Annotated in this window: 8 protein-coding genes; 4 read left to right on the top strand and 4 right to left on the bottom strand. The window is 73.4% G+C overall.

The genetic code is table 11. From position 1 onward, the window contains the following. Positions 1-194 precede the first annotated feature (194 nt). Both FVS66_RS10095 and FVS66_RS10090 read right to left on the bottom strand, forming a co-directional pair. A complete protein-coding gene (locus FVS66_RS10095; protein ID WP_262386907.1) occupies positions 195-1388 on the bottom strand; it encodes an FAD-dependent oxidoreductase in 1194 nt (397 codons plus the stop codon). 54 nt (positions 1389-1442) lie between these two features. Further along, positions 1443-3860 (bottom strand): collagenase, encoded by a 2418-nt coding sequence (locus FVS66_RS10090; RefSeq protein ID WP_262386906.1) that lies wholly within the window; start codon positions 3858-3860, stop codon positions 1443-1445. A 206-nt stretch (positions 3861-4066) separates the two neighbouring features. Here FVS66_RS10090 and FVS66_RS10085 point away from each other — a divergent pair, with 206 nt between their 5' ends. The 4 genes from FVS66_RS10085 to FVS66_RS10075 all read left to right on the top strand — a co-directional run bounded on the left by FVS66_RS10085 (position 4067) and on the right by FVS66_RS10075 (position 11641). Continuing rightward, positions 4067-5455, top strand: a complete 1389-nt coding sequence (locus FVS66_RS10085; RefSeq protein ID WP_149180688.1) for an aminopeptidase P family protein — start codon at positions 4067-4069, stop codon at positions 5453-5455. Positions 5456-5544: 89 nt separating this feature from the next. Further along, complete coding sequence (locus FVS66_RS10080; RefSeq protein WP_262386905.1) at positions 5545-9453, top strand: caspase family protein; 3909 nt, start codon at positions 5545-5547, stop codon at positions 9451-9453. Continuing rightward, complete coding sequence (locus tag FVS66_RS35825) at positions 9378-10799, top strand: hypothetical protein (protein ID WP_262386904.1); 1422 nt, start codon at positions 9378-9380, stop codon at positions 10797-10799. Before FVS66_RS10080 ends, FVS66_RS35825 begins: the two co-directional genes overlap by 76 nt. After that, a complete protein-coding gene (locus FVS66_RS10075; RefSeq protein ID WP_149180687.1) occupies positions 10796-11641 on the top strand; it encodes a hypothetical protein in 846 nt (281 codons plus the stop codon). Before FVS66_RS35825 ends, FVS66_RS10075 begins: the two co-directional genes overlap by 4 nt. Here FVS66_RS10075 and FVS66_RS10070 read toward each other — a convergent pair. Next, on the bottom strand, positions 11633-12031 hold the full coding sequence (locus FVS66_RS10070) for a RidA family protein (RefSeq protein WP_149180686.1): 399 nt from the start codon (positions 12029-12031) through the stop codon (positions 11633-11635). The two genes, FVS66_RS10075 and FVS66_RS10070, sit on opposite strands and share 9 nt — an antisense overlap. Continuing rightward, complete coding sequence (locus FVS66_RS10065) at positions 12028-13164, bottom strand: acyl-CoA dehydrogenase family protein (protein WP_149180685.1); 1137 nt, start codon at positions 13162-13164, stop codon at positions 12028-12030. The genes FVS66_RS10070 and FVS66_RS10065 overlap by 4 nt, the downstream gene beginning before the upstream one ends. Between the last annotated feature and the right edge of the window lie 43 nt (positions 13165-13207).

Genomic DNA, 13207 nt, shown 5'->3' with positions numbered 1-13207 from the left:
GCCGGAAGGAGCACCGCCGGCGCCGCCGGCACCGCCGGCACCACCGCGCGGCGGATCGGCGAGGGCAGCGCCCACGGCGGATGGCGGGTCGGCGGTGCCGCGGGCCGCCACGGGGGCGGCGGACCGTGCCCGCCGGGCGTCGTCCTGTGGCGGGGGTACGGGGAGCGACGGGCGGCCACGGTGGCCGCGGAGGTTCATGCGGCGTCCCCCTGGGGGAAGCGGTCCGGGCGGAACGCGGTCAGGGGCAGGGAGGGACGCTCGCCGCGCAGGGCGGCGGTGACGAGGACGGCCGTCGCGGGGGCCAGGCCGATGCCCGCGCCCTCGTGGCCGCAGGCGTGGTGGAGGCCGGGGACCCGGGGGTCGGGGCCGATGGCCGGAAGGTGGTCGGGGAGGTACGGGCGGAAGCCGCAGTAGGTGCGGATGGCGTGGGCGTCCGCCAGGACGGGGAACAGGGCCGTGGCCTGGCTCGCCAGGCGGCGGAGTGCCTCCGTCGACAACGTGCGGTCGAAGCCGACCCGTTCGCGCGTCGAACCGATGAGGACCGGGCCCGCCGGGGTGCCTTCGACGACGGCCGAGGACTGGAGGTCCGCCGCGCCGCTCGCCACGTCCGCGATGTAGTCCGCGGCGTAGACCTTGTGGCGGATGAGCCCCGGCGGGAGCGGTTCCGTGACCAGGACGAAGCCTCGGCGGGGCAGTACCGGCAGGTGGGTGCCGGCCAGCGCCGCGAGGCCGGCCGCCCATGTGCCCGTGGCGTTGACGACGGCCGGGGCGTGGAGGTCGCCTTTCGGGGTGCGTACGCCGCGTACGGCGCCCGCGGAGTCGGTCAGGACGGCGGTTACCTCCTCGCCGAGCCGTACCACCGCGCCCGTGCGGCGCGCGGCGCGCAGCAGTGCGGCGGCGGCGCGGGCGGGCTGGACCTGGGCGTCCTGCGGGTAGTGGACGCCGCCCGCGAGGCCGGGGGCGAGGTGCGGCTCCAGGTCGTGGAGTCCGGTGGCGGGGATCTCGTACGCCTCGACGCCCGCCCTTCGCTGGCCCTCGGTGAAGCCGCGGAGTGCGGTGAGGGCGGTCTCGTCGGGTGCGATGACGAGACCGCCCTTGAGCTCGTACTCGATGGCGTCCTCCGGTGGGAGGGCCTCGGCGAGTTCGCGCCACAGCCCCGTGGACAGCAGTGCGAGGTCGAGCTCGGGCCCCGCCTCCTTGTCGGAGACGAGGAGATTGCCTTCGCCGGCTCCCGTGGTGCCGCCGGCGACCGGGCCGCGGTCGACGACGGCGACGGAGAGGCCGGAGCGGGCCGCGTAGTACGCGCACGCCGCTCCGACGACTCCGGCGCCGACGATCACGGCGTCGGCGGTGAGGTGTGAGGACGGTCCTGAGTGTCTCGTGGGCACGTCAGTAATATTTCACATACTACTGACGCCTCACAAGACCCCGGAATCCGCGACTCACCTGCGCAGCGGGCCCTCACATGTGTAGTCGGACGTCCCGCCGGTCCGGTCGGCCCAGATCGCCACCTCGCCGAACACGCAGTTCATGTCGGCCAGGTTGGGCGACGCGGGTGCCGCCCGGTCGAGGAGGAAGTAGTCGACGGTCTCGGACATGTCCTTGAACACCTGGTCGGCGCTGCCCGCGTCGCCGAGGCGGGCGGTGACGCGGCCGGTGCAGACGAAGCGGGGCATCCCGGGGTCGCCGTTGCCCGCACAGCTCGGGGTGGCGGACGTCGCGGCGGCGAAGGCGGCACGTACGGCGTCGGCCGTGGTCTCGCGCAGCCCGTCGTTCGGGGTGTACGAGGTGTCGGGGACGAACAGGTCGGCGACGCGCTCGATCTGCCGGTCGAGGAAGGTGTCGTAGCCGCTCTGGATCGCCGCGTCACGGCTCAGCCGGTCACGCCACGCGTCGAACGCGGCCGGGTCGTCGGCGCGCAGGTGCCGGTACATCTCCTTCAGGAGGGCGGGGCGCTCGGTCCACAGGTACTCGAAGAACGTGCCGGCGTAGCTGTAGAAGCGGAAGCCGTCACCGGCGTACGTGGCGTGCAGGATCTGGTCGACGGTCATGCGCGGGCCGCCGCCGGCCGTGTCCCGGATGACGCTCTCGACGAGGGACTTGCGGACGGCGATGCCGTCGTCGCGGGTGGCGCCGTCGAAGAACTCGGCGGTGCCCTCGTCCATGGCCGTGGTCCGGTCGTCCTGGTACCAGGGGCCCTCGCCGAAGTAGCCCGGCACGGCCCACCGGCCGTTCAGGTAGTGGACGTACTCGTGGCGGAACAGCTCTTCCAGCGTCAGCCGCGAGTCCTGCGGGACGCGCCGCTGGTACGTGTAGAAGGTCGCGCCGCGCTCGATGTAGATGCCGCCGTTGTCGGTGCCCATGCCGGTGAGGAGGGGGTGGTAGTTCTCGTAGTCGGCGCGGGAGGCGTACAGCACGATGTTGAGGGTGCTGTTGGTGTCGCCGGTGAGCGGCGTCTCGGTGCCGACGACGCGGTGGAACTGGGCCTTGACCTGCTTGCTCGCGTAGTACAGCTGGTCGACGGTGGCGCGGTCGAGGCCGGTGCGGACCTTGATGGTGCCGTTGTCGTACGTGTACGTGTGCGGGAACAGCAGCCGCTCGATGTCGTCCTTGCAGACGCCGTACGGCTTGCACGCCTCGTAGTGGTTGAGCCAGGAGGCGAGCTTCGCCCACGGGGCGCTGCCCCGGCCCCAGGCGGCCGTCACCGGGTCGAGGAGGGCGCCGATGTCGGTGACGATCCGGTTCCGGAGGGAGCCGATCTCGCCGAAGCGGGCGTACTCGGAGAGCGCGTCACGCACGGTCCACTCGTTGGGCGAGCCCTTGAGGTGGGTACGGTCCGCGAACGCGCGGAAGGCGGCACGGTACGCGTCGTTGCGGGCGACGAGGGTACGGAAGGCCCGGTCGTCGTTGCCGGAGTAGAGGCCGAGGTAGTTGACGGAGAGCGCGGCCAGGACGGCGCCGCCCCAGGAGGAGTCGCCGTACGTCTCGGGGTGGTACCGGTCCATGGTGGCCAGGACCTTGCGGATCAGGTCGAGCTGGGAGTGGCGCAGGCCCGGGGCGCTGCCGGTGTAGAGGGCCTCGCGGAGGGTCTCGGCGTTGGTCCGGGTCACGTCGAAGGTGCGGCGCGCGGTCCCGAAGTAGTAGATGGCGCGCCGCATGGTCTCGGCGGTCGGGGCGTCGGTGACGTCGATCTCGTCGCGTGAGTGGTCGTGGTACACGACGGCGTGGAGGTAGGTGAACATCTCCAGCAGGTGGCTGGAGTTGCGGCCGTCGTGCTGCCCGGCCAGGCCGGTTATCCGCCGGGAGACGGCCTGCACATGGGCGTCGGACATGACGGGCGCGAGGCGCGCGTCCCAGGTCCAGATGAGGCCGCGGAGGCAGCCGTCCGCGGTGACGGCGGGGTCGGCGAGGAAGTCGGCGAACGGCTCCGGGGCGAGGCGGGTGACGCTGTCGAGGGTGCAGGAGGTGGCCGCGGTGCCGGTGCGCGGGGCTGCCGGGACGGCGCCGCCGTCGGTCGTGGTGCGGCCGGGGGCGCTGTCGTCGGTCGGCTGCCGGCCGGGGGTGCGGCCCCCCGCCGGGTGGTCGCCGGGGGCGTCGGCCGCGGGAGTCACGGGGGCGGGGGCCTTGCCGAGGTGGAGCACCTCGTCGTGCGGGTCGCGGCCCTCGGGACCCTGCGGGCTCTGGGCCGCCGCGACGGGAGCGGGGGGAGCGGGGGAAGTCCCGCCCTCGTACGCCTGGGCGGTGGGTACGGCCGGTCCGCCGGCCGTGCCGAGCAGCGCCGCGGTGACAGCGGCGGCGAGGAGGGCGGTTCGCAGGGGTCTGCGCCCGGAGGGGGCGGACAGACGTGGTTTCGGGAACACCTTTGCGGCTCCTGTGGGTGTGTGGGAGGTGATGGGGGGTGCGTCCGCGCCCCCTCTTCAGGCGCGAACGTCCTTGCCGCAGCGGCGGGTTGCCCATGTGCTTGAGGCGTGCATGCCACTGCAATGTGAGCTGTAACATAGTAATGTGAAATTGCACTGACAACCCCTCTGCTGTCCTCTGTTCCCGCGAATCCTCGGGAGGCCCGATGTCCGACCGTCACCACCGCCCCCGGACCGGCAGTCACGACCTGTCCGTCTCCACCGAGTTGGCCCGTTTCATGAGCGAGGACTGGGCGCCGTCACCCCTGCCGCTCGACGCGCGCGTGACCGCCCGGGCCGTCACCCCGGCCCGCCGCGCGCGGCTGTCGGCCCGCTTCCCCGGCGAGCGACTCGTCATCCCGGCCGGGGAGTTGCGGGTCCGCTCCAACGACTGCGACCACCGCTTCCGCCCGTACAGCGCCTACGCGTGGCTGACCGGCCTGACCGGCGAGGACCAGCCGGGCCACCTCCTGGTGATGGAACCGTCCGGCACGCACGACCACGAGGCGGTGCTGTACGTACGGCCCCGCTCTCCCCGCACGGGAGACTCCGGTCGGTCCGGCGACGCCTTCTACCGGGACCGCCGCTACGGCGAGTTCTGGGTGGGCCGCCGCCCCGACCTCGCCGAGGCCGAGCGCCTCACGGGCATCCGCTGCGCCGACCTCGACGACCTCGGGGGCTCCCCGCCGCCCGGCCGGGAGCCGTCCACGGACCCCGAGCTGGCGGCGGCGCTCTCCGAACTGCGCCTGGTCAAGGACTCCTGGGAGGTGGAACAGCTCCAACTGGCCGTCGACCACACGACGGCCGGCTTCGAGGACGTCGTACGGGCACTCCCCCGCGCCCTCGCCCACCCGCGCGGCGAGCGCTGGATCGAGGGCGTCTTCGCGCTGCGCGCCCGCGCCGAGGGCAACGGCACCGGCTACGAGACGATCGCCGCGTCCGGCGCGCACGCGTGCGTACTGCACTGGACCCGCAACAACGGCGCCCTGGACCCCTCCCACCTGCTCCTCCTCGACGCCGGCGTGGAGACGGACACCCTCTACACCGCCGACATCACCCGTACACTCCCGCTGTCGGGCCGCTTCACCCCCGTCCAGCGCCGGGTGTACGAACTGGTCCTCGCCGCCCAGGAGGCGGGCATCGCCGCCCTGCGCCCCGGCGCCCGGTTCCGCGACTTCCACCGCGCCGCCATGCGGGTCATCGCCGAGGGCCTCGCCGAGTGGGGCGTCCTCAAGGATGCGGAGGGCGACCTGCACCGCCGCTACACCCTCTGCAACAGCGGTCACATGCTGGGCCTCGACGTCCACGACTGCGCCCAGGCCCGTGCGGACACCTATCTGGACGGCGTCCTGGAGGAGGGCCAGGTGCTCACCGTGGAACCGGGCCTGTACCTCCAGCCCGACGACCTCACCCTCCCGCCCGAACTCCGCGGCATCGGCGTCCGCATCGAGGACGACCTCGTCGTCACCGCCGCCGGCGCCCACCTGATGTCCTCGGCGCTGCCGCGCACGCCGGACGCCGTCGAGGAGTGGATGGGCAGCCTGCTGGACGCGTGACGACGGCCCGAGATCGCGGACTCGGCGGACAAGGTCCCCACCTGCCGCTACAGTCGTGGCGAGCTGTTGGGACGGCGGTGGGGCGGCAGGTGGGGCGGCGATTCTTCATAGCGCTGGGCAGCGGTCGTTACGCGCACCTGCCCGACGAAGAGCAACTCCACCATGTGCCCGGCGACGTAAGGGCGATGACGGAGCTGTTCACCGCCTTCGGCTACCAGGCGGTGCTGCCGGGCCTCGGCGAGTACGACGGCGCGGAACAGATCCGGCAGAAGCTGCGCCACTGGTCGGCGGACGCCGGGCTCACCGCCGACGACGTGGTCGTCCTGTACTTCGCCGGTCACGGCCTCGTCCAGGAACGTGACCGGCACTACCTCCTGTGCTGGGACACCCAGGAGGAGGACCCCGCCACCACGGCCCTGGCCACCGAAGACCTGGTACGCATCCTGTGCCGGGGGGAGTTACGGCACCTCCTGCTCGTCCTCGACACCTGCGCGGGCGGCGCCGGCGGCGCGGAGGCGGCCGCCGTCGCCCTGCAGTCGCTCGCGTACCGGCACGCCGGTTCCGGCCCGTCGGGCGGACTGTGGTTCCTGGCGTCCGCCCGGCGCAAGGACGTCGCCGAGGACGGGGCGTTCGTGACGGCGCTCCGCACGGCGGTGGAGGTGACCACCGGCCGTACCGGGCAGCGGCAGCAGTACCTCGACCTGACCGAGCTGGTGAAGGCGGTCAACGAACTCTTCGAGGCCGGGGCGAGGGAGCAGCGCGCCGAACTCGCCAGCGGTCTGGTCACCGGTCTGGCCCCGTTTCTGCCGAACTCCGGCTACCGCGAGGAACTCCCGCCGCTCGGCACGGACCTGGAGGTCCAGCGGCGAGTGGCCGCACGTGACCTCACTGAGCACTTCGGGCCCCGGTCGCGCGGGGTGGAGTTCGAGTCCGAACAGGGCCTGTACTTCAGCGGCCGCGTGCGGGTACTCACCGAACTCGTCGAGTGGCTGACGGCGGACGAGGGCGACGGCCGCGGCCGGGTCGTCACGGGCAGCCCCGGATGCGGCAAGTCGGCGGTCCTGGGACGGATCGTGGCCCTGTCCGACGGGATGTACCGCGAGCGCTTCGACCTGGCCGGGGTCGACCCGGCGACCGTGGTGCCCGAGGGATGCGTGACCGCGGCCGTGCACGCCCGGCACAAGCGGCTGGAAGAGATCGTCGAACGCGTCGCCACCGCCCTGGGCACGGAGGTGGACGGCACGGCGGCTCTCCTCCAGGAGCTGACGCGGCGCGGCCGCCAGGGACCGCCGGTCGTCATCGTCGTGGACGCGGTGGACGAGGCGGGCTCCGACACCGCCGCCGACGCGGGCGGCCACGGCGAACCGCGACGCATCACCCGCGAGTTGCTCCGCCCCATGTCGGAGATCCACGGCGTACGGCTCCTCATCGGCACCCGGCACGAACTGGTCGCCCCGCTCGGCCCCACCTTCACCTGCCTGGACCTGGACCAGCCCCGCTACCGCGCGGGACAGGACGACGTCACCGGGTACGTCACCCGGGTCCTGCTCGCCACCGAGGAACCGGAGGTCCCGACCCCCTACCGCGGCCGCCCCGAGCTCGCGGAGACCGTCGCCCGCGCCGTGGCCACCAGGGCGGCCGGCGTCTACCTCTACGCCCGCACCACCGCCCGTACGCTCCGCTCCGACCGGGCCCCCGTGGACATCTGCCGTCCCGGCTGGGAGGAGGAACTGCCCAGCGAGGTCGGGGAGGCGTTCGACGACTACCTCGCCCGGTTCGGGCCGGACGAGCCACGTGTACGGCGCATGCTGCTCGCCCTCGCGTTCTCCGAGGGCAAGGGCCTCCCCCGCGGGCGGATCTGGACCCGGCTCAGCTCGGTGTTGTCGGGCACCGACTGCACCGAGGAGGACGTGTCCTGGGCGCTGGACGTCGCGGAGGCGTACATCGCCGAGGTCATCGACGACGACCGCCGCTCGGTCTACCGCCTCTACCACAAGGCGCTGGCGGAGCATCTGCGCAGAACGGCGGACCGGCCGTCCGTGGAGATCCAGAAGTCCGTGGTCGACGCCCTGGTGTCCGTCGTTCCCGCGCCGGACGGCAGACGCGACTGGTTCGCGGCGCCGCCGTACGTACGCCAGCACCTCGCCACGCACGCGGGCGCGGCGGACATGCTCGCCGGGTTCGTACTGGATCCGGGCTTCCTGCTGGCCTGCGAACCGCTCGGGCTGCTGAGCGCGTTCGCGTCGGTCGACGGGGACGCGCCGCGGCGGGTGCGCACGGCGTACGAGCAGGTGGCGCACCGGCTCACACCCGACCGCCCGCTCGGGAGCAGGGCCGCCGACCTCCAGCTCTCGGCACGCCGCTGCGAGGCCGGCGGACTCGCGGACCGCATCGAGCGGCTGGGGGTGACGCTGCCGTGGACCGCCCGGTGGGCGTGGTGGTCCGCCAGCGGCGCCCACCGGCTGCTCAGCGGCCACACCAAGGCGGTCCGCTGTGTCGCCATCGGGGATCTGGACGGACGGCCCATCGCGGTGACCGGCGGAGCGGACGGCTCCGCACGCGTCTGGGACCTGACGACGCAGCGGCAGATCGGTGAACCCCTGGCCGTGGGCATCTCCGTGACCGCGGTCGCGATCGGCGAACTGGGCGACTACACCGTCGCGCTCACCGGCGGGGAGGACGGCACGGTACGGGTCTGGGACCTGTCGGCGGGCCAGCAGTACGGCCCGCCGCTGACCGGCCACACGAACAGCGTCGAGGCCATCGAGGTGGGCGCGATCGACGGCCGCCCGGTCGTCCTGACCGCCAGCCAGGACGGTACGGCACGGCTGTGGGACCTGGTCGGCAGACGTCAGCTCGGCTGCGACCTGGCCGTGCACCGGCGCACCGTGCGGGACGCGGCCCTCGGTGAGCTCGACGGGCGGCCGGTGGCCGTGACGGGCGGCGAGGACAAGGCCGTGTATGTCTGGGACCTGAGCGAGGTGCTGGACGGCGGGGACGCCCGGATCGACGGCAGCCCGCTGGTGGGCCCGTCGGGGTCCGTGTCGGCGGTGTGTCTGGGGAAGGTCGAGGACCGCACGGTCGCGCTCGTCGGCGACGAGTCGGGCATGCTCGGGCTGTGGGACCTGGCGGAGCGCCGGCAGCTCGGCGAATCCGTCAGCGCCCACCGGCACTTCCTCCGCAGCGGCGTCGCCTCGGCCGCGATCGGCGAGTTCAACGGGCGGACCGTCGCGCTGACGGCCGGCGTGTACGAGGCGCGGCTGTGGGATCTGCGTACGCTCCGGCAGCTGGGCCATCCGCTGCGCGGCCATGTGGATGACTTCACTGCCGCCGCGCTGACCGACCGGGGTGACGCGTCGCTCGCGGTGACCGTGAGCGACGACCGGACCGCCCGTATCTGGGATCTGTCGGCCGACCAGCCCGCGACCGGCCACACGGGCCGGGTGTATGCCGTGGACCGGTGCGAGGTGGAGGGCCGTCCCCTGGCCGTCACCGGAGGCGAGGACGGTACGGCACGGCTGTGGGACCTCTGCACCCGCGGCCAGTTCGGCTCGCCCCTGGAGGGGCACCGGGGCCACGTCCTGGCGGCGGCCGTCGAGGTCGTCGGCGGGCGCCCCGTCGTCGCGACCGGCGGTGACGACACCACCGTCCGGATCTGGGACGTCGCCCGCTCGGCGCCGGTCGGGGCGCCGCTGACCGGGCACACCAACGCGGTGCGCTGCCTGGCACTGGACTCGCTGGGCGGCGACCGGTCGTGGTCAGCGGGGGTGAGGACGGCACCGTCCGGATCTGGCGCGTCGCGTCGGGGGAACCGGTGGCGCCCCCGCTGTCGGGTCATGTCGGCGGTGTCCGCCACCTGGCGCTCCGCACCACGGCCCGGGGTCTGGAGATCGCCATCGCCACGTCGCTGGACCACGCGTATGTGTGGTCAGTGTCCGGGGCGGGTGCGGACCTGGCCGCGGCGACGCAGGTGGGGCACTTCGACGTCGAGGACCTGACGCCCGCCACCCGGGCGGTGGGCGTGGCGTTCCACGGGGGCAGGCCGGTCGTGCTGACCAGCCGGGAGGGCAACGGCGTGTATGTGCACGACATCGTCACGCACACGGCGGTCGGCGACGTCCTCCTCGGCCACACCGGCTTCGTGCTGAACGCCGCTCTGGTCCGTACGCGGGGAACCACCCTGGTGACGTCCATCGGCGCCGACAACTCGGCCCACGTGTGGGACCTGGAGAGCGGCGAGTCGCTGGGCGACCCGCTGACCGGCCTGGCGTACAACGGGACGCTGCCCTACTGTCCGGCGCCCGCCGTGGGGCGCGTGGACGGGCGTCTCGTGGCCGTGAGCGCGTTCTCCCGTGAGGTCAGGGTCTGGGATCTCACCACCATGAGCCCGCTCGGGGAGCCGCTCTGCGGCGGCGGCAACAGCCTCGTGTCCGCGGAGATCATCACGGCCGGGGCCGATGCGCCGGTCGTCGTCACGGGCGACCTCGACGGGACCGTGCGCTTCCACGATCTGGCAGACGGGCGCCAGATACGCCCGCACATCACCGCGTCCCGTCTCTTCGTGGACGTGGCCGCCGCGCGTGTGGGCGGCCGCATCCACCTGGTGCGGAGCGACTGGCAGGAGACCGACATCTGGAGTCTGGGGACCCGGCCCCGCCTGCTGGGCCGCGCCGGAACGTCCCGGCGGGCCTGTCTGGGCGCTGTCGACGGCCGGGCGTTCGCGGTCTCGTCCGCCAGGGACCACACCCTGCACGCCTGGGAGTTGTCCACCCAGGCACCGCTGGGTCCGCCCATGACCGGCCACACGTCGGACGTGATGGCGCTGAGGGCCGGCGACGCCGACGGTGTGCCGCTCGTCGCCAGCGCTTCGATGGACGGGACGGTCCGTCTGTGGGACGTGCGGACGGGCCACCCCGTGGGGAAGCCGCTCGACGGCCACGGCATGGGCGCGCTCTGTGTGGACTTCGCCCGGCTCGACGACATGCCCGTCGTGGTGTCCGGCGCGGGCGACGGACGGCTCCGGTTCTGGCGTCTGTACGACCGGTCGCCCATGGACGGCGTCGAGTTGGAGCGTTTTCCCTCCCCCGTACGGGCGGTACGCGTGGCCGACATCGACGGCGAACCGGTGCTGGTGGCCGCCGACAGCTTCGGCCTGATGCGCGTGTGGGACATGAGGTCCCCCGCGTGGACGGCCGAGCTCGACGTGGGCAGCGGCATCACCGGCCTCTCGATCGGCGGCGGGCAGGTCTGTGTGGCCACGCAGATGGGAGCCGTGGCGCTCGGCGTCAACGGCGTCGCGAGGCCCGTCGAACCGCGGTCGGAGAGGGAGGGTGATGTGCCGTGAGCCGTGTCGTGCTGGTGCATGGGATCGGGCAGCAGTTCAAGGGGGCGAAGACCCTGCTCGCCGACTGGCTGCCGGGCCTGTGCGACGGGGTCGGCCTGTACGGCGGCCGGCTGGAGTCCGGCGAGGTGTCCATGGCGTTCTACGGCGACCTGTTCCGCCCTCCGGGCCACCGCGGGCTCGGTGTTCCCGAGCTCGACGCCACGGATGTCGAGGAAGGCCTCGAACGGGATCTCCTGATGGGCTGGTGGGAGTCCGCCGCCGTGCAGGAGGACCACGTCGCCGGGCCCGACGCGGTGACGCGGCTGCGCACACCGCACGTCGTCCAGCGGGCCCTCAACGCCCTGAGCCACTCCGCCTTCTTCGCCGGGATGAGCGAACGGGTCATGATCTCCAGCGCCCGGCAGGTCAGGCGGTACTTCACCGAGCCCGGACTGCGGGCCCGGATCCAGGAACGCCTGGTGAAGGCCGTGACGGAGGAGACACGGGTGATCGTCGCCCACTCGCTGGGGTCCGTCGTGGCCTACGAGACGCTGTGCGCCCGCCCCTCCTGGCCGGACCTACGACTGGTCACGCTCGGCTCTCCGCTGGCCGTACCCCGGCTGATCCTCGACCGGCTCGTGCCCGAGCCGACGGGGGGATTCGGGCGGTGGCCCGCCCCGGTGACGCACTGGACCAACATCGCCGACCGGGGTGACGCCGTCGCCCTGGTCAAGGAGCTGGCCCCGGTGTTCGGCCGGCGGGTGGCCGATGTGCTGGTGCACAACGGGGCCAGGGCGCACGACGTACGGCCCTATCTCACGGCCGCGGAGACGGGGCGGGCCGTGGCGGCGGCCCTACGGTAGGACGGCGAAGCCGTCGAGTTCGACCAGGGCCTGGTCGTCCCAGAGGCGGGTGGTGCCGATCAGGGCCATCGCCGGGTAATCGCGGCCGGCCAGGCGGCGCCAGATGCGGCCCAGTTCGGGGGCGTGGGTGCGGTAGTCGGCCACGTCGGTGGCGTAGACGGTGACGCGGGCCAGGGCGGCGGGGGTGCCGCCGGCGGCTTCGAGGGCGGTGAGGAGATTGGTCAGGGCCCGTTCGAACTGGGCCGGGAGGGTGTCCCCCAGCACCTTGCCGTCGCCGTCCAGGGCCGTCTGGCCCGCGAGGAAGACGAGACGGGTGCCGGTGGCGGTGACCGCGTGGGAGAAGCCCGTGGGCGGGGACAGCTCGGGCGGGTTGACGCGGTGCAGGGTCATGGCGTGGGCTCCTCCTGCCGGGTGGCGTACAGCTCCTTTGCGATGATCGCGCGTTGGACCTCGGTCGCGCCCTCGTAGAGGCGGGGGGCGCGGACCTCCCGGTAGAGGTGTTCCAGCAGGTGGCCCCGGTGCAGGGCGCGGGCGCCGTGGAGCTGGACGGCCGCGTCGACCACGTACTGGGCGGTCTCGGTGGCCAGGAGTTTCGCCATCGCCGCGCGGGTGCGGACATCGGGGGCGCCCGCGTCGTGGGCCGCTGCCGCCGCGTACACCAGGAGGCGGGCCGCCTCCGTACGCGTGGCCATCTCCGCGACCTGGTGGGAGACCGTCTGGAGGTCTTTCAGGACGCCGCCGAAGGCCGCGCGTGCGGCCGTGTGGGCGAGGGTGGCGTCCAGGGCGGCCTGGGCCATGCCGACGGCGAACGCGCCGACACTGGGACGGAAGAGGTTCAGGGTGTGCATGGCCACCCGGAAGCCTCCGTGCACTTCGCCCAGCACGTCGTCCCTCGTGACCGGTACCCCGTCGAAGGTCAGTGCTCCGATCGGGTGCGGCGAGAGCATCTCCAGCGCCTCGCCCGTCAGTCCCGGGCGGTCGGCGGGCACCAGGAACGCGGTGACTCCGCGGGCGCCGGCGCCCTCCTTCGTACGGGCGAAGACCGTGTAGAAGTCGGCCTCCGGGGCGTTCGAGATCCAGCGCTTCTCGCCCGTCAGATGCCAGGTGCCGTCGCCGCCGGGCGCCGCGGTCAGCGACAGTGCCGCCGCGTCCGAGCCCGCGTCCGGCTCGCTCAGTGCGAAGGCCGCGACCGTACGGCCCGCCGTCACCCCGGGCAGGACACGGGCCCGTTGGTCCGGTGTGCCGAAGGCGGCTGCCGGGTGGGCGCCCAGGCCCTGGAGGGCGAGTGCGGTCTCCGCCTCCGTGCAGGTGTGGGCGAGGGACTCGCGCATCAGGCACAGGTCCAGCGCACCCGAGTCGAACATCCGGGCGGTGAGGCCCAGTTCGCCGAGCGCGGCGACCAGCGGGCGGTTCACGCGGCCCGGCTCCGCCTTCTCCGCCAGGGGGCGCAGGCGTTCGGCGGCCAGTTCGCGCAGCTCCGCACACCAGGCGGTCTGTGACGGTTCGAGGGAGAATACCGGCATTGGGCCCCCATCTATCGCGGACCGTTGACTGTCGTCACCTTCA

Source organism: Streptomyces sp. TRM49041, from assembly GCF_008271805.1.
GTDB lineage: Bacteria > Actinomycetota > Actinomycetes > Streptomycetales > Streptomycetaceae > Streptomyces.
The sequence above is the reverse complement of the archived record's forward strand: the minus strand, read 5'-3'. Positions and strand labels throughout refer to the sequence as shown.